The organism is Bradyrhizobium sp. KBS0727, from assembly GCF_005937885.2.
Classification (GTDB): domain Bacteria; phylum Pseudomonadota; class Alphaproteobacteria; order Rhizobiales; family Xanthobacteraceae; genus Bradyrhizobium.
The window spans coordinates 619,508-639,943 of the sequence record NZ_CP042176.1; the positions used below are offsets into that span (position 1 = coordinate 619,508).

General features: G+C 62.5%; 20 protein-coding genes and 1 tRNA gene. 10 read left to right on the forward strand and 11 right to left on the reverse strand.

Annotated features, from left to right (window positions below; all coding sequences use genetic code 11):
* Complete coding sequence (gene hmgA / locus FFI89_RS02915) at positions 1–1,347, forward strand: homogentisate 1,2-dioxygenase (RefSeq protein WP_138832739.1); 1,347 nt, start codon at positions 1–3, stop codon at positions 1,345–1,347.
* Between the two features lie 157 nt (positions 1,348–1,504).
* Positions 1,505–2,779 (forward strand): fumarylacetoacetase, encoded by a 1,275-nt coding sequence (fahA, locus tag FFI89_RS02920; RefSeq protein WP_138832740.1) that lies wholly within the window; start codon positions 1,505–1,507, stop codon positions 2,777–2,779.
* Between the two features lie 148 nt (positions 2,780–2,927).
* On the opposite strand, the gene FFI89_RS02930 is transcribed toward fahA, so the two are convergent.
* The gene (locus FFI89_RS02930) at positions 2,928–3,239 is read right to left on the reverse strand and encodes a DUF1272 domain-containing protein (RefSeq protein ID WP_138832742.1); all 312 of its coding nucleotides are present in this window, start codon (positions 3,237–3,239) and stop codon (positions 2,928–2,930) included.
* Between the two features lie 85 nt (positions 3,240–3,324).
* A complete protein-coding gene (locus FFI89_RS02935) occupies positions 3,325–3,792 on the reverse strand; it encodes an Lrp/AsnC family transcriptional regulator (protein ID WP_138832744.1) in 468 nt (155 codons plus the stop codon).
* A 139-nt stretch (positions 3,793–3,931) separates the two neighbouring features.
* On the opposite strand from FFI89_RS02935, the gene hppD reads away from it, so the two are divergent.
* Entirely contained in the window at positions 3,932–5,050 is a 1,119-nt protein-coding gene (hppD, locus tag FFI89_RS02940) for a 4-hydroxyphenylpyruvate dioxygenase (RefSeq protein ID WP_138832746.1), read from the forward strand.
* 159 nt (positions 5,051–5,209) lie between these two features.
* Here the strand turns inward: hppD and FFI89_RS02945 are convergent, their stop codons facing one another.
* The 4 genes from FFI89_RS02945 to FFI89_RS02960 all read right to left on the reverse strand — a co-directional run bounded on the left by FFI89_RS02945 (position 5,210) and on the right by FFI89_RS02960 (position 10,212).
* On the reverse strand, positions 5,210–6,322 hold the full coding sequence (locus FFI89_RS02945) for a CaiB/BaiF CoA-transferase family protein (RefSeq protein WP_138832748.1): 1,113 nt from the start codon (positions 6,320–6,322) through the stop codon (positions 5,210–5,212).
* Between the two features lie 161 nt (positions 6,323–6,483).
* Positions 6,484–7,284 (reverse strand): xanthine dehydrogenase family protein subunit M, encoded by an 801-nt coding sequence (locus FFI89_RS02950; protein WP_138832750.1) that lies wholly within the window; start codon positions 7,282–7,284, stop codon positions 6,484–6,486.
* A gap of 15 nt (positions 7,285–7,299) precedes the next feature.
* Positions 7,300–9,639: a xanthine dehydrogenase family protein molybdopterin-binding subunit gene (locus FFI89_RS02955; protein ID WP_138832751.1), complete on the reverse strand. Its 2,340-nt coding sequence runs from the start codon at positions 9,637–9,639 to the stop codon at positions 7,300–7,302.
* A gap of 87 nt (positions 9,640–9,726) precedes the next feature.
* Entirely contained in the window at positions 9,727–10,212 is a 486-nt protein-coding gene (locus FFI89_RS02960; protein WP_138832753.1) for a (2Fe-2S)-binding protein, read from the reverse strand.
* A gap of 365 nt (positions 10,213–10,577) precedes the next feature.
* Between FFI89_RS02960 and FFI89_RS02965 the strand changes: the two genes are divergently transcribed.
* From FFI89_RS02965 to FFI89_RS02980, 4 genes are all read left to right on the forward strand, one after another.
* Entirely contained in the window at positions 10,578–12,548 is a 1,971-nt protein-coding gene (locus FFI89_RS02965) for a methyl-accepting chemotaxis protein (RefSeq protein WP_371722547.1), read from the forward strand.
* Positions 12,549–12,782: 234 nt separating this feature from the next.
* Positions 12,783–14,276: an MFS transporter gene (locus FFI89_RS02970; RefSeq protein WP_138832757.1), complete on the forward strand. Its 1,494-nt coding sequence runs from the start codon at positions 12,783–12,785 to the stop codon at positions 14,274–14,276.
* Positions 14,277–14,282: 6 nt separating this feature from the next.
* A complete protein-coding gene (gene otsB / locus FFI89_RS02975) occupies positions 14,283–15,119 on the forward strand; it encodes a trehalose-phosphatase (protein ID WP_138832759.1) in 837 nt (278 codons plus the stop codon).
* Between the two features lie 199 nt (positions 15,120–15,318).
* Complete coding sequence (locus tag FFI89_RS02980; RefSeq protein WP_168212756.1) at positions 15,319–16,782, forward strand: trehalose-6-phosphate synthase; 1,464 nt, start codon at positions 15,319–15,321, stop codon at positions 16,780–16,782.
* 172 nt (positions 16,783–16,954) lie between these two features.
* On the opposite strand, the gene FFI89_RS02985 is transcribed toward FFI89_RS02980, so the two are convergent.
* Entirely contained in the window at positions 16,955–17,302 is a 348-nt protein-coding gene (locus tag FFI89_RS02985; protein ID WP_168212757.1) for a hypothetical protein, read from the reverse strand.
* Between the two features lie 206 nt (positions 17,303–17,508).
* Here FFI89_RS02985 and FFI89_RS02990 point away from each other — a divergent pair.
* Positions 17,509–17,598: transfer RNA gene (locus FFI89_RS02990), tRNA-Ser, on the forward strand.
* Between the two features lie 109 nt (positions 17,599–17,707).
* On the opposite strand, the gene FFI89_RS02995 is transcribed toward FFI89_RS02990, so the two are convergent.
* The 4 genes from FFI89_RS02995 to FFI89_RS03005 all read right to left on the reverse strand — a co-directional run bounded on the left by FFI89_RS02995 (position 17,708) and on the right by FFI89_RS03005 (position 19,136).
* Positions 17,708–18,073 (reverse strand): phospholipid-binding protein, encoded by a 366-nt coding sequence (locus tag FFI89_RS02995; RefSeq protein WP_246669354.1) that lies wholly within the window; start codon positions 18,071–18,073, stop codon positions 17,708–17,710.
* A 75-nt stretch (positions 18,074–18,148) separates the two neighbouring features.
* Positions 18,149–18,346: a hypothetical protein gene (locus FFI89_RS03000; RefSeq protein ID WP_138832763.1), complete on the reverse strand. Its 198-nt coding sequence runs from the start codon at positions 18,344–18,346 to the stop codon at positions 18,149–18,151.
* Positions 18,347–18,615: 269 nt separating this feature from the next.
* Positions 18,616–18,792 carry a hypothetical protein gene (locus FFI89_RS34210; protein ID WP_168212758.1) on the reverse strand — a complete coding sequence of 59 codons (177 nt, stop codon included), beginning with the start codon at positions 18,790–18,792 and terminating at the stop codon, positions 18,616–18,618.
* Positions 18,793–18,818: 26 nt separating this feature from the next.
* Positions 18,819–19,136 (reverse strand): GcrA family cell cycle regulator, encoded by a 318-nt coding sequence (locus FFI89_RS03005; RefSeq protein ID WP_138832765.1) that lies wholly within the window; start codon positions 19,134–19,136, stop codon positions 18,819–18,821.
* A 123-nt stretch (positions 19,137–19,259) separates the two neighbouring features.
* On the opposite strand from FFI89_RS03005, the gene FFI89_RS34215 reads away from it, so the two are divergent.
* On the forward strand, positions 19,260–19,397 hold the full coding sequence (locus FFI89_RS34215) for a hypothetical protein (RefSeq protein ID WP_168212759.1): 138 nt from the start codon (positions 19,260–19,262) through the stop codon (positions 19,395–19,397).
* A 521-nt stretch (positions 19,398–19,918) separates the two neighbouring features.
* Positions 19,919–20,251: a hypothetical protein gene (locus FFI89_RS03010; RefSeq protein WP_168212760.1), complete on the forward strand. Its 333-nt coding sequence runs from the start codon at positions 19,919–19,921 to the stop codon at positions 20,249–20,251.
* Positions 20,252–20,436: the final 185 nt, after the last annotated feature.

A 20,436-nucleotide genomic window follows, 5' to 3' on the forward strand; every position in this document is an offset into this window, starting at 1 on the left:
ATGAATATCAACACCTCGCCTGATCAGATCAGCAAGAGCTCCGTCAACATCACCCCGGGCTACATGTCCGGCTTCGGCAACAGTTTCGAGACCGAGGCTTTGCCGGGCGCGCTGCCGATGGGGCGCAATTCGCCGCAGCGCTGCGCCTACGGTCTTTATGCCGAACAGCTCTCCGGCTCGCCGTTCACCGCGCCGCGCGGCAGCAACGAGCGCTCGTGGCTCTATCGCATCCGTCCATCGGTGAAGCATTCCGGGCGGTTCGCGAAAGCCGATGCCGGCTTGTGGCGCACCGCGCCGTGCCACGAACATGAATTGCCGATCGCGCAACTGCGCTGGGACCCGGCGCCGATCCCCAAGGAGGACATGACCTTCCTGCAGGGCGTGCAGACCATGACCACGGCCGGTGACGCCAACACCCAGGCCGGCATGGCCGCACATGTCTATCTCATCACCAAATCGATGGTCGATCAGCATTTCTACAATGCCGACGGCGAGATGATGTTCGTCCTGCAACAGGGCAATTTGCGTCTGGTCACCGAATTCGGACGTATCGACGCCGAGCCTGGCGAGATTGTTGTCATTCCGCGTGGCGTGAAATTCCGCGTCGAGATTCCGTCAGGCCCCGCGCGCGGCTATCTCTGCGAAAATTACGGCGGCGCCTTCACGCTGCCGGAGCGTGGGCCGATCGGCGCCAATTGCCTTGCCAATTCGCGCGACTTCCTAACGCCGGTGGCCGCCTACGAAGACAAGGACACGCCGACCGAATTGTTCGTGAAATGGGGCGGGTCGCTGTTCAAGACCACGCTGCCGCATTCGCCGATCGACGTGGTGGCCTGGCATGGCAATTATGCGCCCTACAAATACGACCTGCGGACGTTCTCGCCGATCGGCGCCATTGGCTTCGACCATCCCGATCCTTCGATCTTCACGGTGCTGACGTCACCGTCGGAAACCGCGGGCACCGCCAATATCGACTTCGTGATTTTCCCGGAGCGGTGGGCGGTGGCCGAAAACACGTTCAGGCCGCCCTGGTACCACATGAACATCATGTCGGAGTTCATGGGGCTGATCTACGGCGTCTACGACGCCAAGCCGGAAGGTTTTGTCCCCGGCGGCATCAGCCTGCACAACATGATGCTGCCGCACGGCCCGGACCGCCAGGCGTTCGATCACGCCAGCAACGGCGAATTGAAGCCGGTGAAGCTGACCGGCACCATGGCCTTCATGTTCGAGACCCGCTACCCGCAACGCGTCACCGCGCATGCGGCGAAGTCGGCGACCTTGCAGGAGGATTACGCCGACTGCTGGAAGGGCCTTGAAAAGCGCTTCGATCCGAACAAGCCGTGAGTTTTGTACGCTGTCCATGATTCGTCATGCCCGGGCAGAAGCGCGAAGCGCGTCTTCGCGCTAGATGTCCCGGGCATCCACGTCTTGACGCAGCAAAGAAAAGTCGTGGATGGCCGGGTCAAGCCCGGCCATGACGGAATTCAATTGGAGAGATATCGTGCCCCACCCCAACGACCCCAAACTAAAATCCTTCGTCCCCGTCGCCGCCACGTCCGACTTCCCGATCCAGAACCTTCCCTACGGCGTGTTCTCGGCGAACGACGGCCTCGCGCCGCGCGTCGGAGTCGCGATTGGCGATTACGTGCTCGATCTCTGGCAACTCGCACAGGACTGCCGGTTCGAGATCGATGAGCCCGCGGTGTTCGCGGCGCCGTCGCTCAATCCGTTCATGGCGCTGGGCCCGAAAGCCTGGTCGCGGACGCGGGCGCGGATCAGCGAATTGCTGCGCCACGACAATCCGGAACTGCGCGACAACGAGAAACTGCGCCAGCGCACGCTGGTGCCGATGGCCGACGTCAGGCTGCATCTGCCGATCGCGGTTGCCGGCTACACCGATTTCTATTCGTCGAAGGAGCACGCGACCAATGTCGGCGTGATGTTCCGCGGCAAGGACAATGCGCTGCAGCCGAACTGGCTGCACATGCCGATCGGCTACAACGGCCGCGCCTCGACGGTCGTCGTCAGCGGCACGCCGGTGCGCCGGCCGTGCGGGCAGTTGAAACCGCCGAGCGCCGACGTGCCGAGCTTCGGACCGTGCAAGCGGCTCGATTTCGAGCTCGAAATGGGCGTCGTGGTCGGCCAGCCCTCCGCCATCGGCGAGAGGCTCACCGAACGACAGGCCGAGGAGATGATCTTCGGTTTTGTGATCCTGAACGACTGGAGTGCGCGCGACATCCAACAGTGGGAGTATGTCCCGCTCGGGCCGTTCCAGGCCAAGGCGTTCGCGACCTCGATCAGCCCGTGGATCGTGACGCGCGAGGCGCTGGAGCCGTTCCGGTTGCATGGCCCGAAGCAGGATCCGGAGCCGCTGGCCTATCTGCAGCAAACCCAGCCGAACAGTTACGACATGCAGCTCGACGTCGCCTTGCGCGCCGGCGCTGCGAACGCCGCGGCTCGGATCTCCAGCACCAATTTCAAATACATGTACTGGTCGTCGGTGCAGCAACTGGTGCACCACGCGTCCTCCGGCTGTGCCATGAATGTCGGCGACCTCCTGGGGTCCGGCACCATCTCGGGCCCGGAGAAAGACCAGCGCGGCAGCCTGCTCGAAATCTCGTGGAACGGCACCGAGCCGGTCGAACTGCCCGGCGGCGTCAAGCGCACGTTTCTGGAAGACGGCGATTCGCTTGTCATGCGCGGTTGGTGCCAGGGCGATGGCTACCGGGTCGGGTTTGGCGAGGTCGAGGGCACGATTACGCCGGCGGTCGGCTAGCTCCATCCGTCATTGCGAGCGCAAGCGATTGGACTCCGTCATTCCGGGGCGATGCGAAGCATCGAACCCGGAATCTCGAGATTCCCCGGGGTGCAATTGCACCCCTGAGGTCTGGTCCTTCGGACCATCCCGGAATGACAGCAACGGTTCACCGCTTCTCCGGCGGAATATCCCGATACTTCGCGCAATGCGCCGCGACGTCCTCGAGGCTGTATTTCAAATGCACGCGCTTGTCCGACGGCGGCTGCTTGTCGACGCAGACGCCGGGCCGCATGACGGTCATGGGCCGGATCGGCCGCGGCACAAAACCGCCGCCGCAGTTCGGGCAGACATTGTGAAGTTTGTTCTCGGCGCAGTCCGCACAGAACGTACATTCGTAGGAGCAGATCCGCGCCTCGGTCGCGTTCGGCGGCAGGTCCTTGTCGCAATATTCGCAGTTCGGCCGGAGTTGCAGCGCCATGGCGGTCCCGTGCGGTGAGTTGAAACGGATCATCGCAAATCGGGCGGCGAAAGCGAATGGCGAATTTCCCTCGATTTAGGTCATGCTAGGCGCGCAACGGCAATTTCGAACTTTCCTTCAGCCGGTCCAGCACGATCGACGAGCGAACATGCGCCACGCTCTGGTGCGGCATCAGCACGTTGTTGACGATGTCGGAGAGACTCTTGAGATCGCGCAGCACGGCCTTCAGCAGATAATCGGCGTCGCCGGTGAGCGAGTACGCCTCCTGGATGTCGTCGACGCGATTGACCAGAGCGCGGAATTTCTTGGCATTGTCGGGCGAATGCGTCGCCAGCGTGATATGGATGAAGGCGATCAGGTTGAAGCCCAGCGCCTCGCCGGCGAGGTCGGCGTGGTAGCCCGCGATGACCTTCTCGTCCTCCAGCCGCATCCGCCGCCGCGAGCATTGCGAGGCCGAGAGGCCGACCTGGTCGGCCAGTTGCTGGTTGGTCAGGCGGCCGTCGTCCTGCAGCGCGGCCAGCATTTTGAGGTCGAAGGCGTCTACCGTGATCATGCGTAAAATGCCCATATCATACACAAAGTGTGCATGATTATAGCCTACGAAGCCCCGCTTTGCATGCCCTTTGCGCCCGGTATGGCGGAAACTCGACTAAAGCCAGATCAGGGAGATTCCGGCGTTAGGGAGATTAGAGATGGGTCCATTTCCGCATGATGCCCCGGCCGCCACCGTCAGCGCCGACAATCCGATGGGCACCGACGGCTTCGAGTTCGTCGAATACGCTCATCCGAGGCCTTGGGAATTGCACGCGCTGTTCAAGCTGATGGGCTATGCGCCGGTCGCGCGCCACAAGAGCAAGAAGATCACGGTCTATCGCCAGGGCGACGTCAATTATCTCGTCAATGAAGGGCCTGGCACCCACGGCCACGATTTCGTCGCCGCGCATGGGCCGTGCGCGCCGTCGATGGCGTTTCGCGTCGTCGATGCCAGGCAGGCCTATGCGCGCGCTTTGTCGCTCGGCGCGGAGGCTGCCGACCTAGCTGCGGCGCAGAAGACGCTCGATGTTCCCGCCATCAAGGGCATCGGCGGCAGCCTGCTCTATTTCGTCGATCGCTACGGCGCCAAGGGATCGGCCTACGACCTCGAGTTCGACTGGCTGGGCGTCCGCGATCCGCGTCCGGCCGGCGCCGGGCTGTTCTATATTGATCACCTCACCCACAACGTCCATCGCGGCCGCATGGACGTCTGGACCGGCTTCTACGAAAAGCTGTTCAACTTCCGCCAGATCCGTTTCTTCGATATCGAAGGCCGCGCCTCCGGCCTGTTCTCGCGCGCGCTGACCAGCCCGGACGGCAAGATTCGGATTCCGATCAACGAGGACGCCGGCGATTCCGGGCAGATCGAGGAATATCTCAACATCTATCGCGGCGAGGGCATCCAGCATATCGCCTGCGGCGCGCGGGATATCTACCTCACGGTCGAGACGCTGCGCGCCGATGGCTTGCCGTTCATGCCGTCACCGCCGGTGACCTACTTCGAGAAGATCGATACGCGTCTGCCGCAGCACGGCGAAGACGTCGCGCGGCTGCAACGCGATGGCATCCTGATTGACGGCGAAGGCGTCGTCGACGGTGGCCACACCAAGGTGTTGCTGCAGATCTTCTCGGCGAACGCGATCGGGCCGATCTTCTTCGAATTCATCCAGCGCAAGGGCGACGATGGCTTTGGCGAAGGCAACTTCAAGGCGCTGTTCGAATCGATCGAGGAGGATCAGATTCGCCGCGGCGTGTTGAAGGTCGACAATGCGGCGTAAGCGCTGGCGTCACACTCCGCCGTCATGCCCGGGCTTGTCCCGGGCATCCACGTCCTTCCGTCGATGCAAAGGAAGTCGTGGATGGCCGGGAGTGCAGACAAGTTTACGTAGTCTGCGCAACGCGGACTACTACGCCCGGCCATGACGAGGATAGACCTTCTACCGTCCCGCCTTCCACGCGCTGGTCAGTTCGCCGATATCGGCGCTCACCGCGTCCCGGATCGCGGATGGCGTGCGCGAGAAGCGCGGCGCCGGCGCGGGCTGGGTGACCCCGTGACGTTCGACGAAAATATTGCGCGCCGCATTGTGCGGGTGCTTGGGGGCCTCCTGCATGGTCAGGATCGGCGCGAAGCAGATGTCGCTGCCTTCCATGATCTTGCACCAGTCCTCGCGGGTCTTGGTCTTGAACACCTTTTCCAGCTTTTCCTTCAGGGCCGGCCAGGCCTTGCGATCCATCTGGGCGTCGAAATCGGCGTCGATGAGGCCGGCATGCTGGCGCAGCAGCGCGTAGAACTGCGGTTCGATCGAGCCGATCGAGATGAAATGACCGCAGGAGCATTCATAGACGCCGTAGAAATGCGCGCCGCCGTCGAGAAAATTCTGCTCGCGGCCCTCGGCCCAGCGGCCCATCGCGGTCATGTCGAAGAACATCGACATCAGCGACGCCGCGCCGTCGCACATCGCTGCGTCGACCACCTGGCCCTTGCCGGATTTCGAGGCTTCCAGCAATGCGGCGAGCACGCCGACCACGAGATACAGCGCGCCGCCGCCGAAATCGCCGACCAGGTTGAGCGGCGGCACCGGCTTGTCCTTGGTACCGATCGCGGCCAGCGCGCCGGTGATCGAGATATAGTTGATGTCATGGCCGGCGGCGTTGGCCAGCGGGCCTTCCTGGCCCCAGCCGGTCATGCGGCCGAACACCAGGCGCGGATTGCGCGCCATCACCACGTCGGGACCGAGCCCCAACCGCTCCATCACGCCCGGCCGAAAGCCTTCGATCAGCGCGTCGGCATTGGCTAGCAGGTCGAGCGCCTGTGCGATCGACGCCTTGTCCTTCAAATCGAGTTCGACGACTTTCCGACCGCGCGTCGCCACCGCTTTCAGGTTCTTCTTGGCGCCGACGCGATCGAGCGTCACGACTTCCGCGCCCATGTCGGCCAGCATCATGCAGGCGAACGGGCCCGGACCGATGCCGGCGAATTCGACGATGCGGAAACCGGCGAGCGGGCCGGAAGCGCGGGTGGCGGATTGGGCGGCTGGTTTATCGAGCACGTTGTTTCTCTCCCGAACGAAGCGTCGTTAATTAGTTGATTAGCTAAATTGTCCCGCCGAAGCGAGGCCGTGGCAAGCTTCTTTTGCTGACAATCTGTCCAAAATGCAGAACGGCGCGCATTGCTGCGCGCCGTCCCCTGTGATGTTGCGTTTAGGCGCTATCAGCCGGCGGCAGTAACCGCTCGCTGCGCCATCACCTTGACCAAGTTGGCGCGATAGGCGGCCGAGCCATGGATATCGGCGAGCATGCCATCGGCGGCGATGGTGACGCCGTCGATCGCGCCGGGCGACCAATTGGCTTTCAGCGCTGCCTCGATCGCCGGCACCCGCATGACTCCATTTTGCGAGGCGCCGGTTGCAGCCACCCTGACATCGCCGGCCTTTGTCTTGGTCACAAACACGCCGGTCAAGGCAAAACGCGAAGCGGGGTGCCGCATCTTGGCGTAACCCGCCTTGGCCGGAACCGGGAACGACACGGCGGTGATGATCTCGCCGTCTTCCAGGGCCGTCGTGAACAGGCCCTTGAAGAAATCATCCGCCGAAATCGAGCGCTTGTTGGTCTTCACCGTCGCGCCGAGCGAAAGCAGGGCCGCGGGGAAGTCGGCAGCCGGATCGTTGTTGGCAATCGAGCCGCCGATGGTGCCGCGATAACGCACGGCGGGATCGCCGAGCGTCGAGGTGAGGTGGGCGATCGCCGGGATCAACTTTTTCACATCGGCATTGTGCATGATGTCGAAATAGGTGGTCGCCGCCTTGATCGTCAGCGTGTCGCCGGATGCTTCGATGCCGACCAGTTCCTTGATCCTGGCGAGATCGATCACATCGGACGGCGAGGCCAGCCGCTGCTTCATCACGGGAATCAGCGTGTGGCCGCCGGCCAGATATTTCGATTCCGAACCCTTGGCGAACAGTGCCACGGCTTCGTCGACCGAGGAGGGGCGATGGTAAGTTGTCTCGTACATGGCGCTCTCTCCCGCTTAACCGTGAATGGCATGCCAGACGCGATCGGGCGTCGCCGGCATTTCCAGTTTGTTGTTACCGATGGCGTCGGTGATGGCGTTGATCACGGCCGCCGACGAACCGATCGCACCGGCTTCGCCGCAACCCTTGACCCCGAGCGGGTTGCCCGGACAGAGCGTCGGCGTATGCGACAGCTTGAACGAGGGCAGGTCGTCGGCACGCGGCATGGCGTAATCCATGAACGAGGCTGTCACCGGCTGCCCGTTGCTGTCATAGACCGCGAGTTCAAGCAGCGCCTGGCCGATGCCTTGGGCGAGGCCGCCGTGCACCTGGCCTTCGACGATCATCGGGTTGATGAGGCGGCCGAAATCGTCCGCCGCGACGAAGTCGACGAACGAGGTCTTGCCGGTCGCGGGATCGACTTCGATCTCGCAGATATAGGTGCCGGCCGGGAAGGTGAAGTTGGTGGGGTCGTAGAACGCGGTTTCCTTCAGGCCGGGCTCCATGCCGTCAGGCAGGTTGTGCGCGGTGTAGGCGGCGAGCGCCACCATCGGCAGCGCGATCGACTTGTCGGTGCCGGTGACCTTGAACTCGCCGTTCTCGATGACGATGTCGTTCTCCGACGCTTCGAGCTGATGGGCTGCAATCTTCTTCGCCTTGGCTTCGACCTTTTCCATTGCCTTGATGATGGCGGTGCCGCCGACCGCGAGCGAGCGCGAGCCGTAGGTGCCCATGCCGAACTGCACCTTGTCGGTGTCGCCATGGACGATCTGGACCTGGCTGATCGGGACGCCCAGGCGTTCCGAAATCAACTGCGCGAAGGTGGTCTCATGGCCCTGGCCGTGGCTGTGCGATCCCGTCAGGACTTCAATCGTACCGACCGGATTGACGCGGATCTCGGCCGACTCCCACAGGCCGACGCCGGCACCGAGGCTGCCGACCGCTTTCGAGGGCGCGATGCCGCAGGCCTCGATGTAGCAGGAGACGCCGATGCCGCGCAGCTTGCCTTCGGCTTTGGCCTTGGCCTTGCGCGCGGGGAAGCCGGCATAGTCGATCGCCTTCATCGACGCATCCAGCGAGGCGCCGAAATCGCCGATGTCATAGGCCATGATCACCGGCGTCTGATGCGGGAACTGGGTGATGAAGTTCTTGCGGCGCAATTCCGTCGGGTCGACCTTCAACTGCCGCGCCGCGGTTTCCATCAGCCGCTCGACCAGATAGCTGGCTTCGGGGCGGCCGGCGCCGCGATAGGCATCGACCGGCGTGGTGTTGGTGTAGACCGTCATCACCTCGGCGTAGATCGCCGGGATGTTGTACTGGCCCGACAGCAGCGTGGCGTAGAGATAGGTCGGGACCGAGGACGAGAACAGCGACATGTAGGCGCCGAGATTGGCGTGGGTCTTCACCCGCAGCCCGAGGATCTTGTTGTCCTTGTCGAAGGCCATCTCGGCTTTCGAGATATGGTCGCGGCCATGGGCGTCGGTCAGAAACGCTTCGGTGCGGTCGCCGGTCCACTTCACCGGGCGCCGGACCTTCTTGGAGGCCCACAGCGCCACCATTTCCTCGGGATAGATATAGATCTTAGAGCCGAAACCGCCGCCGACGTCGGGCGCGATCACCCGCAATTTGTGTTCCGGCGCGATGTTGTAGAACGCCGAGAGCACCAGGCGCGCGACATGCGGGTTCTGCGAAGTCGTGTACAGCGTAAAATGCTCTTCGGCCTCGTCATATTCCGCGATCGCCGCGCGCGGCTCCATCGCATTCGGCACCAGCCGGTTGTTGGTCAATTCCAGCGTCACCACATTGGCGGCCTTGCCGAAGGCATCCTTGACCGCAGCCTCGTCGCCGATGGCCCAGTCATAGATCACGTTGCCCGGGGCCTCCGGATGCAGTTGCGGCGCGCCCGGCTTGAGCGCCGAGCGGATGTCGGCGACGACGGGCAGTTCCTCGTAGTCGACCACCACGGCTTCCGCCGCGTCCTTGGCCTGGTTCTTGGTCTCGGCGATCACGACCGCGACCGCCTGGCCGACGAAACGCACGGTTTCCGGCGCCATCGCCGGCCATGCGCCCATCTTCATCGGCGTGCCGTCCTTGGAGGTGATGGCCCAGCCGCAGATCAGGTTGCCGACCTTGTCGTCGACGATCTGCTGGCCGGTCAGCACGCCGACCACGCCCGGCATCTTCATCGCCGCGGATGAATCGATGCTCTTGACCTTGGCATGCGCGTGCGGGCTGCGGATGAAGTGGGCATGGGTCATGCCCTGCAGTTTGATGTCGTCGACGTAACGGCCCTTGCCAGTCGTGAAACGGCGGTCTTCCTTGCGCACGACGCTTGCGCCAATGCCTTCAACGCCCATGTTCTGTCCTCCCAACCGGAGTTATTGTTTCCGCCCTTTCCATCGAAAGGTGGCGGTCTTGAATTCGGATTTGGTAGCCGGCAGAGGCTATTCGGCCGCCTGCGCGACCTTCATGCGGCCGGCCGCATCGAGCACCGATTTGACGATGTTGTGGTAGCCGGTGCAGCGGCAGATATTGCCTTCCAGCTCCTGCCGGACGATTTCCTCATCCAGCTTGCCGCCGTAACGGTGCACGATATCGACCGCCGACATGATCATGCCCGGAGTGCAGTAGCCGCACTGCAGGCCGTGATTGTCGCGAAACGCCGCCTGCATCGGGTGCAGTTCGTCGCCCTTCGAAAGGCCTTCGATCGTGGTGACGCTGGAGCCGGCGGCCTGTCCGGCCAGTACCGTGCAGGATTTGACGGCCTTGCCGTCGATATGGACGACGCAGGCGCCGCATTGGCTGGTATCGCAGCCGACATGGGTGCCGGTCAGGTTCAGGTTTTCGCGCAGGAGATGGACGAGGAGGGTCCGATCCTCGACATCGACCGAGACGGCCTTGCCGTTCACCGTCAGTTTGATGGTAGACACGCGTGATCCTCCCGATGTTTTGTAATTATTCCAATTAGAAACAGCGGGGAGGGAACTTGCAACTAGGATTTTGGTCGCGCTTGTCATTGTGATGACATGCAGGGCGCGCGCGGAGTCAGCGCGAACCGTTTTTCTTCCCCCTCCAGGGGAGGGTGAGGGTCGGCCTCCCCCACAACCCAAGGGAAACCGGGCCGAATTTACTCACCCTTATCCATTCTGCCGTAGTTTTACGCAGGGATCGGGGGCCTTCGGCCGCCCGGTCCCTGAGTTTTCAGAACGAAGGCGGGGGGCTTGAGGTGGGAATACTGAAACGTGCCGGGGCGTCGTCGATCAAATTTCCGACCCTCCGGTTCCGCGCCAAGATCATGCTCGGCTTCGCCGTGACGCTGGCCATTTCGGCTGCCAGCATGGGTTTTGCCTATCTCGGCTTCGAGCGGGTTTCCGGGGGCGTGGAGTCCTACCGCCGCAGCGTGCTGGAGGCGGATCTGGCCCGCAATATCGACCGCGAACTGATCTCCTACCGGTCGCTGGCCCGCTATTTCGTGGCGACGGGGAAGGAAGACGACGGCAAGGCGGCGCTGGCGGCCGAGGGCAGCCTGAAGGAGGCCATCCTCGCCTCGATGAAGGGCACCACCAACCCGGCCCGGCTCGAACAGGTCGTGAAACTGGAGCGGGAATTCCGCGCCTTCACCAAGATTTTCGCCGACATCCTCCAGGTCAAGGAGCAGAGCGCGCAGATCACGCAAAATCAGCTCGCGCGCACCGGGACCACGTTGCGCTACAAGCTCGACGATCTCCCCAGCAACGCCGATGACAGCGAACTCCAGGTGGTCACCCTCGGGTCAAAGCGGGTGCTGGATCAGTTTCAGGCGGTGACGGCGCTCGCCAACACCTTCGTGGTCAATTCCGACAAGGCGACCGCGGCGAGCGCGCTGGCGCGCCTGAAATTTGTCGAGGGATCGCTGAAGGCGATCTCGTCGACCACAGACAAGGTCCAGCAGGGGATCAAGGAAGTCTCCGGCATGCTGGACGAGTACCGGCAGGCGCTGACCAAGCTGGTCGATAATTCCAAGGAAATCGACGAGCTGACCCTCGAAATGACGGAGTCGGCGGCCGCCATCAACCAGGGCTCCGGTGTGATGAAGTCGGACCTGCTGGCCGACCAGAAGCGGCTCGAGGCCGAATCGAACGCGACCATCGGCGAGACCGAGCATCTGATCCTGATGCTGGCGGCCGGCGGCTTCGTGCTCGGTTGCGTCTGGGCCTTTTTCCTCGGCAAGGGCATTTCCCGGCCGATGACGGCGATGTGCAGTGCGATGCGCAAACTCGCTGCCGGCAATTTCGACGTCGTGCTGCCCGGCCTCGGGCGCAAGGACGAGCTCGGCGAGATGGCGGGCGCGGTGGAGGAGTTCAAGGTGCAGGCCGTTGCCCGCGCCGAACGTGACGCCGCCACCCAGGAAGCGCAGAACAAGGCCGCAAGCGCGGCGCGGCGCGCCGAGCTCATTCGTTTCGCCGACGATTTCGAGACCGCGGTCGGCGCCATCGTCGGCAACGTTTCGGCGTCGGCCGTGCAGCTTGAAGCGGCTGCGGGCACCTTGACGCGGACGGCGGAAACCACCCAGAGTCTGTCGAGCCAGGTCGCCGGCGCCTCGGAAGAGGCCTCCAGCAACATGCAGTCGGTGGCATCAGCGACCGAGGAGCTCTCGGCCTCGGTCGACGAGATCGGCCGCCGCGTCAAGGAATCCAGCCAGATTGCCGAAGCCGCGGTGCGTCAGGCCGAACAGACCGATGGCCGCATCGGCAAGCTGTCGCGCGCGGCGCAGGAGATCGGCGACGTCGTCAAGCTGATCACCGCGATCGCCGAGCAGACCAATCTCTTGGCGTTGAACGCCACCATCGAGGCGGCCCGCGCCGGCGATGCCGGCCGCGGCTTTGCGGTGGTCGCGTCCGAGGTCAAGTCGCTGGCCAGCCAGACCGCGAGGGCGACCGACGAAATCTCCAACCACATCTCGGGCATGCAGGGCGCGACGCAGGAGTCCGTCGCGGCGATCAAGGAGATCGGCGGCACCATCGGCAAGATTTCGGATATCGCCACCACGATCGCCGTCGCGGTCGAGCAGCAGAGTACTGCCACGCAGGAAATCGCGCGCAGCGTCCAGAACGTGGCGCAGGGCACCCAGGAAGCTGCCGCCAACGTCATGCAGGTCAACCGCGGCGCCACCGAAACCGGCTCGGCCTCGGAGGAAGTGTTGAATTCGGCGCGCACGCTGTCGAGCGAGAGCACGCGCCTGCGCGAGGAGCTCGATCGCTTCATGGCGAATATCAGGGCGGCGTAGCGCACCTGTCGCCGTCCCGGCCTGATGCGCAATTGCGCACGGGCGCCGGGACCCTTAACCACAGGCTTTGGCTGTTACTCTCTCCGTTACTTGTGCCTTGGTTCCTTCATCGCCATGCGGGAACCCTGAGGCTGCGCGGGCGTTGTCTGGCGTGGCGGGCATCATGTTTGCCGCAATTTGGGCGAGGGAACCCCGGGGAAGCCGTTCCGGGGATTTTTTCGTTGGTCGAATCCAATGAATGTGCAGGTGACGGCGCACGGTTCGAAGGCGAACGACAATGCGTTCGCCTCGCGATCGCTGCGGCGAGATAACGATCGCATCATCGAGACCAGTATTCCCGCGCGGCTCGATAATCTGCGTTGGAGCGGGTTTCACACCCGTGTGGTGCTGGCGCTCGGAATCACCTGGATTCTGGATGGGCTGGAAGTCACGCTGGCGGGCTCGCTGGCCGGCGCGTTGAAGGAAAGCCCGGCGCTGCATTTCTCGAATTTCGACGTCGGATTTGCCAACAGTGCGTATCTGGCGGGCGCCGTGCTCGGCGCCTTGGGCTTCGGCTGGCTGACCGACCGGATCGGTCGCAGGAAGCTGTTCTTCATCACGCTGGCGCTCTATCTGACGGCGACCGCCGCAACGGCCCTGTCATGGAGCGTGGCGAGTTACGCGCTGTTCCGTTTTTTGACGGGCGCGGGGATCGGCGGCGAATACACCGCGATCAATTCGACGATCCAGGAATTGGTGCCGGCGCGCTACCGCGGCTGGACCGACCTCGTGATCAACGGCAGCTTCTGGATTGGCGCGGCGATTGGCGCGTTCAGCGCCATTGTTCTGCTCGATCCCGCCGTGATCGCTCCCGATCTCGGTTGGCGGCTGGCCTATCTCACCGGTGCAGGTCTCGGCCTGATCGTGTTCGTGATGCGGATGTGGATTCCGGAAAGCCCGCGCTGGCTGATGATCCACGGCCGTCCCGACCAGGCGCATGCGATCATGGCGGAGATCGAGAAATCGGCAGCGGGGGACGTGCCGCAGCAAACTCTCCCGAAGATCAGGATACGCATGCGCGATCATACCCCGCTGCGGGAAGTGGCCGATACCTTGTTCAAGGTCCATCGTCAGCGCTCGCTGGTCGGACTGGTGCTGATGGCCGCGCAGGCGTTTTTCTACAACGCCATCTTCTTTACCTTCGCGCTGGTGCTGACCGACTTCTTCGGTATCCCGGCCAGTCAGATCGGCTGGTACATCCTGCCGTTCGCCGCGGGTAATTTTCTGGGGCCCCTGCTGCTCGGAAAACTGTTCGATACGCTGGGTCGCCGCGTGATGATCACACTGACCTATGGGGTCTCGGGCGTGCTGCTCGCGGTGTCCGGCTATCTGTTTTCGATCGGCGCGCTGAGCGCGCAGACCCAGACCATCGCCTGGATGGTGATCTTCTTCTTTGCGTCGCCGGCGGCGAGTGCGGCCTATCTCACCGTCAGCGAGACGTTCCCGCTGGAAGTCCGGGCGCTGGCGATCGCGCTGTTCTACGCGATCGGCACCGGCATTGGCGGCGTGGCGGGTCCCGCCTTGTTCGGGGCGCTGATCGATACCGGATCTCGCAACTCTGTTTTCGCCGGCTATCTGTTCGGGTCGGCATTGATGGTCGCGGCCGCCGTCGTCGCCTGGCGATACGCGGTCGCGGCCGAGCGCAAATCGCTCGAATCGGTTGCACGGCCGCTTGCCTTTGTGGAGTAGAATGAGATGAATCAGGAACTGGCTGAAATGCCGTTGGAAGACGAAATCGCGGACGACGATACGGGTGCGCCGGAAACCGTTCCGGTGCCGCGCTCGCTGGTGCCGCATCTGCGCGAGTGTGCCGTGCTGCTCGACATCGACGGTACGCTGCTCGATCTGGCGCCGACGCCGCGCGAAGTCTGGGTGCCGCCGGGCCTGGCGAAGACGCTCCATCGTTTGCTGGAGCGGACCGATGGCGCGCTAGCGTTGGTCAGCGGGCGCTCGCTCAACGATATCGATCTGATCTTCGCGCCGGATCAATTCCCGGCGGTCGGCGGTCATGGCGCGGAGATGCGAATTCGCGGTGACAGCGAAGCCGTCGACGCCCATGCGCCGCCGATGGACAAGGAATTGAAGCGGCGGCTCGCCGCCATCGCCAAGTTGAGCCCTGGAATATTGCTGGAAGACAAGGGCTATTCGCTGGCGCTGCATTACCGGCTCGCGCCGCATGCGGAAAAGGCGATCTACGCGGCGGTGTCGCTGATCAGGGCCGATCTGCCGAGCGCGCCGATCGAAGTGCTGCCCGGAAAATGCGTCTGCGAGATCAAGCATTCCGGATTCAACAAGGCGAGCGGCGTGCGCGAACTGATGATGCACGAGCCCTTCAGGGGGCGCCGTCCGTTCTTCATCGGCGACGACGTCACCGACGAATCGGTGTTCGCCATCATGCCGGATATGGACGGCCTCGCATTTTCCGTCGGCCGTCGCGCCAAGGGCGTGGCCGGACATTTCGATACGCCAAGCGATGTGCGGGAGTTTCTCTCGCATCTGCTTGACGACGAAAGGGACGCAAGCCTGCCATAAACGTTCTGGTGTCGCCGGGTTTCAACCATCATTTCTTCGCGCTTCATCCTCGTTGTCACGTCGAATTTTATTTTTCGTGAGTTCCGGTGAGTTCCGCCCCGTCGCAGCCCGAATTTGGTTTCAATTCGTTGAAACGGTGATCAGGAACCATATTGATGAATGGTTGTTAACTTGCGAGCGAACCAACAGGAGGGGACCTGTGAACCTCGTCGTCGTCTCAAATCGCGTGGCGCACGCCAAGCCGAACGAACCCATGACCGGGGGACTCGCGGCGGCGTTATTGCCCGTTGTCGAGAAATCGGGCGCGATCTGGGTCGGTTCCAGCGGCCGGGTCCGTGACGGGAACCAGAAGGAACCTTTCGCCGAAATCGAGGCCTTGGGGACGGGCGCGCTCGCGATGCTCGATCTGCCGGCCGCGCATTACGGCGGCTATTATGAAGGCTTCGCCAATTCGGCCTTGTGGCCGGCGCTGCACTCGCGCGCCGACCTGATCCGCGCTTCCGAGGAGGACTACGCCAGTTACCGCGAAGTGAACGCCTTCATGGCGCGCGCGCTGCTGCGATTCCAGAATCCGGATTCGATGTTCTGGATCCAGGATTATCACTTCCTGGCGCTGGCCGCGGAGTTGCGTGATCTCGGCATCACGCAACCGATCGGACTCTTCATGCATACGCCGTGGCCCGCGCGCGCGGTGATCGCCGGCGTGCCGCATCATCGTGCGTTGATCGAGGCGATGCTGGCCTACGATCTCGTCGGCTTCCAGACCGACGAGGATTGCGAGAACTTCCTGTCCTACGCGCAGGTGGATCTCGATCTCGTCGTGCACGCTGGGGTCGTGATCTCGCAGCACGGCCGGACCCGCGCCGAGGTGTTTCCGATCGGTATCGATCCGCAGAAGTTTGCCCAGCTCGCGGCCAAGGCCGTGACCCATCCCGATGTCTCGCGGCTGCGGCGCAGCCTGAACGGCGAGGCGCTGGCGATCGGCGTCGACCGGCTGGACTATTCCAAGGGACTGGTCAACCGCATCAAGGCGTTCGACCGGATGTGGACGTTGCAGCCGCAGCTCAAGCGCGCGGCATCGTTGCTACAGATCGCAACGCCGTCGCGCGGCGCGATCGAGGCCTACGGCAACCTGCAGAGCGAACTTGCCAGGCTCGTCAGCGACGTCAACGGCATCCACGGCGAAGCCGACTGGACGCCGATCCGCTATCTCAACAAGGGTTTTGGCCAGGCGGTGCTGGCAGGTCTCTATCGTACCGCGCAGGTAGGCGTGGTGACGCCGCTACAGGACGGCATGAACCTCGTTGCCAAGGAATATGTCGCCGCGCAAAATCCGGAGAATCCCGGCGTGCTGGTGCTGTCGAAATACGCCGGCGCCGCCAACGAGCTCGACGCCGCGCTGCTGGTCAATCCGCATGACATCGACGGCATGGCGCGCGCCATTGCGACCGCGCTGTCGATGCCGCTGCCCGAACGGCGGATGCGCTGGGAAGCGATGATGACGAGACTGCGCAACCACACCATTCAGCAGTGGTCTGCCGATTTCATCGACGCGCTGCAGGAAAGCCAAGTCGATGCAGGCCCTTTGGGACCGATGCCGGCTGAACCGCCGACCCCGTCGTGGCCGCTTCGTTCGGTCAACGGCGGTGTGCGGTATCATTAGAAACGTCAAGCGCTCGCTGGCAATCTTCTCCTCATCCTGAGGAGCGGCCACGTGGCCGCGTCTCGAAGGATGAAAGCCCGGCCTCATGGTTCGAGACGCAGCGGAGCCTGTCATCGGGCGCGCATTCGCGCGACCCGTTGGCGCTCCTCACCATGAGGGAGTCAAATCGACCTCAGTAGCAATACGACACGCCATCGAGCACCGGGCAGCGCGCCCGGCGCGGGTCGCTGGGATTTTCCATCGGCACGACGCCCTTGCCCTGGCCGCCGGCGAACACGCCCTGGCCAACGATGACCGATGGTTTGTGGCCGACGATGACACTCGGATGCGGCGAGGCCAGGCGCGATCGCGTGCCGTCGGCCCAGATGATCGCGTCGCCCGCGAACATCCCGCGCCTGCCGTCGTCGCAACTCACATCCGTGCCCTGGCGGGTACAGGCCTGCGCCATCGCCGGGCCGGCGGCGCCCGCGGCAAAAGCCGCCATCAGGACAGGGAACAGGAGTGTCCGCGTGATGTTCATGCCGTCCTCCGCCCGCAGAATCCGCTGAGTTGCCGCTACGGTCGTCGGCAATAGCAGGATTTCGGTTCAAGGCGCCAGCATCCGCCGCCGCGGCGCTTGGGGTTGGTGCGAAATTATCAAATAAATTCAATTGGTTGGGGAAACTTCGACGGCTGCGCCCGGCGTCCCTTGCAAAATCGGTCCTGCCCCTTCAAGAGAGGGCCGCTGGAGAGATGGCCGAGTGGCTTAAGGCGCACGCTTGGAAAGCGTGTGTGCGGGAAACCGTACCGTGGGTTCGAATCCCACTCTCTCCGCCAGCCTGACCAAAAAACGCTCATTTCCCAGTATCTTACGAAATGGGTTGATCGGCGGCCCATATTCCCGCCCATACTCTTTATGGGACGAGGGAAGCACGGCTACTAGCGCCTATTTCTCAGGAAACTTTCGCGTGGAACTTGCAGTTCCTAGCGTTCCGCCTGCGCCGATCGCCGTAACATCAAATCGATAGTTGTGGCTGCCGCTCGGGGGGCTCGGGGGCGAATAGTTGTTCAGCGCACCGCAAGGAATTGCCTTTTGTCCGGTGTAGGCAACATTGCCGCCGCCGTGATTGTAGTCCGGTTTATCTAGGTCAATCATGTGGAATTGAAGTGTTTTCGTCCCGCTCGGAACGCCGCTCAACGAAAACACCGGAGAAGGTCCACCACACCATTTGAAGGTTGCCGAAAAGGCCGACGCATTGACCGTGCTTGCGACCAGCAGACCGACCGCGCAAAGACACATCTGAATACGCATTTTTTGTCCCAACCTTTTCTGGCACCCGCTGATGAGTGAAATCGAGGGTAACAGGCGACCCAGCTAAATCAACCACTAGGACCATATCGAGAATTCTATCAACCTTGAGCCACCTCGAAAAGTCGGGGTCATGGTGTCCGGGCAATCGAGCTTCTTGCGACAATCAGAGAGACGTTGTCTCGGTTGGTTGACGATCAGCGCCTTGACGGCCTCGCGGGCATCACCGCCGCACGCCTCGATAGCTTGATCCGCTGCCTCCTCAAGCTGGCCCATCAAGCCATGTCCCGCTTTGCCATTTCATCGAATGGGACAGCAACGCTGGCTTGAAGAGCATCGCCGCCAGTCACATGTCATAAGGATCGGGGATCGTTGGCCCGACACACTGGCAACGCACCCACCGCCTCATTGAAGGTCGTGTGCGTCCAAATAAGAGCGAGCACGGGCTGCGTTCGAGCACCGCTCGACACAGTACCTCTACGCAAACGCAACGGCACGAGCCGTCGAGGGAGACCTTGGCGGCTTTTTGCGTGTGGAATCATGCTCTAGTCTTCGTCCGGCTCGCGCACGACCGGCGGTTCGTCGGCGCGGTCCTCTTCCTCTTCCTCTTCCTCTTCATCCTCGTCAGGATGATCTCGGGGCGGCATCGTGTTGCCCATGATCACGAAGGGACTCCAGTCGATCAACCTGGTGGAAAATTCCTCGGGGATGCGTGGGGTCATGTTTTTGCTCCTCCCAAGGCAAGGCATCATCGAAGCAGTCGCGCAGTGTTAGCGGCGGCCTCAGCCAGCATCTCGCAGAGCTGGCGCTTGGTGAATTCCTTAGGCTTTGGCTTGTGTGAAGACATCACCTTTTCCACCGGGCGGTGGCATGCCGCCAACGATGGCCTCGCGATGATCTTGGGATTGGCGGTTGGCGGCTTGTGACCGCGCTTCAGGCCCATGCGCAGCAACTTGGCGCAGACCGCGTTACGGCTATACCCGAGACGGCGCGCGATCTGCGCGGCGCTGTGGCCCTTGGTCCAAAGCGCTGTGAGTAACGCAACGTCGGAGGCGTTCCACTCCATGGCAGATGGCTTATACACCAAACACAAAGGACTGCGAAAGGTTTGGCGGCACCGACTTTTTTAGATTGCCCTCTTCCGGAATTGGACTAGCCTGCTGAACGCAGTTTTTGGGAGGGCGCGCACGTGAACTCCACCCTTAAAATTCAGACACCAGAAGCAATAACCTTGATCGAAAAGATCAAGGCCGAACTCAAAAAGCGTGCCGAGGCAAGGGCCATGCGGATGTGGCTGAGAAAGCCCAAAAGGCTGGCGAGACGTTGAGGGCTAGTCGATCAGCTCATCGGTATCGCCGGTCTCTTTGAAAAGCGTCCTCAGCAACCGCCATAGCTCGCGGTGCGCAGCAGTTTGCCACCGCCGCAGACGATGACACCGCAATCGGCAGCGCAGCTGACCGATGTCTGCGCTCGGGGAGAAATCCCATTTCAAGGGCGTCGGGACCGTGTTTTTAGTGTCCCAGTTTGAAATTCCCGCGCAACGTTGACCGTCACCCCCTGCCGCGAGCCGTGGTATGCTTTAGCGCGAAGCAGGGAGAAAAAGCTTATGCCCGTGGGGCTATTTCGTGAGGAAGGGTGGGTGCAGGTCGATTACGGGACCGGCACCACCATTCCGGTCCCACGCTCAAAGTATGAGGCAAATGGATATAAGCCGGATTTCGATAAACTACCGTCGGAAGCGGAGTATTGGGCCGCAGAGAAAAAGAAGGAAGATGATTCCAAGGGGGCCTAATCGGCAACGAAGATATGTCGCGGTGCCCAGGCGCGATAACATCGGAGGGGACGCGGATGATCACTGAGGGGAAATATTCCGTCTGGTTCAGAACGCCCGTCGGCGAGGGCGCTGGGATGGTGGTGTTTGGCCCCGATGGCAAGCTGAGCGGGGGTGATACAACGTTTTCTTACACCGGGGATTGGGAGCAAGACCGGAAGCGGTTCAAAGCCACATTGTCTGCAAAGCGAACGTTGCCCGGTCCGCCCGGTGTGTTTGGAATGGATGAAATCGATATAGTTGTCGCTGGCTACTCCGATGGCGGTGTCTCGGTTTCATGCACAGGATTTGCAAGACAATCGCCGGGGTTGAAGCTGGATGTCACGCTGGTTCGCATACGTGACGATTAGCGTTCCTTAGGCTCGGTATGGGGCGACGCTGTCGCTCAAAGAGCATTGAACAAGCCCGCCGCCGTCCAAATAAAACCGGCGATCCTTTACGAGGGGCCACTTCCCGAAATTGGCACTTTTCGGACAATGTCCGCTCCCGGGAGTAGAGCGGAAGTCTCATTTCAAGGACGACACTTCCGTTTTTG

What these genes read in the sequence shown, in the direction of transcription:
- FFI89_RS34210 (WP_168212758.1), bottom strand. Translation starts at nt 18,792, where the DNA reads ATGACCCCACGCATCCCCGAGGAATTTTCCACCAGGTTGATCGACTGG.
- FFI89_RS02985 (WP_168212757.1), bottom strand. Translation starts at nt 17,302, where the DNA reads ATGAACATCACGCGGACACTCCTGTTCCCTGTCCTGATGGCGGCTTTT.
- FFI89_RS02995 (WP_246669354.1), bottom strand. Translation starts at nt 18,073, where the DNA reads ATGCGTATTCAGATGTGTCTTTGCGCGGTCGGTCTGCTGGTCGCAAGC.
- FFI89_RS03010 (WP_168212760.1), top strand. Translation starts at nt 19,919, where the DNA reads ATGATCACTGAGGGGAAATATTCCGTCTGGTTCAGAACGCCCGTCGGC.
- FFI89_RS03000 (WP_138832763.1), bottom strand. Translation starts at nt 18,346, where the DNA reads ATGGGCCAGCTTGAGGAGGCAGCGGATCAAGCTATCGAGGCGTGCGGC.
- FFI89_RS03005 (WP_138832765.1), bottom strand. Translation starts at nt 19,136, where the DNA reads ATGGAGTGGAACGCCTCCGACGTTGCGTTACTCACAGCGCTTTGGACC.
- FFI89_RS02930 (WP_138832742.1), bottom strand. Translation starts at nt 3,239, where the DNA reads ATGGCGCTGCAACTCCGGCCGAACTGCGAATATTGCGACAAGGACCTG.
- FFI89_RS02965 (WP_371722547.1), top strand. Translation starts at nt 10,578, where the DNA reads ATGCTCGGCTTCGCCGTGACGCTGGCCATTTCGGCTGCCAGCATGGGT.
- FFI89_RS02935 (WP_138832744.1), bottom strand. Translation starts at nt 3,792, where the DNA reads ATGATCACGGTAGACGCCTTCGACCTCAAAATGCTGGCCGCGCTGCAG.
- FFI89_RS02970 (WP_138832757.1), top strand. Translation starts at nt 12,783, where the DNA reads ATGAATGTGCAGGTGACGGCGCACGGTTCGAAGGCGAACGACAATGCG.
- otsB (WP_138832759.1), top strand. Translation starts at nt 14,283, where the DNA reads ATGAATCAGGAACTGGCTGAAATGCCGTTGGAAGACGAAATCGCGGAC.
- hppD (WP_138832746.1), top strand. Translation starts at nt 3,932, where the DNA reads ATGGGTCCATTTCCGCATGATGCCCCGGCCGCCACCGTCAGCGCCGAC.
- FFI89_RS02955 (WP_138832751.1), bottom strand. Translation starts at nt 9,639, where the DNA reads ATGGGCGTTGAAGGCATTGGCGCAAGCGTCGTGCGCAAGGAAGACCGC.
- hmgA (WP_138832739.1), top strand. Translation starts at nt 1, where the DNA reads ATGAATATCAACACCTCGCCTGATCAGATCAGCAAGAGCTCCGTCAAC.
- FFI89_RS02950 (WP_138832750.1), bottom strand. Translation starts at nt 7,284, where the DNA reads ATGTACGAGACAACTTACCATCGCCCCTCCTCGGTCGACGAAGCCGTG.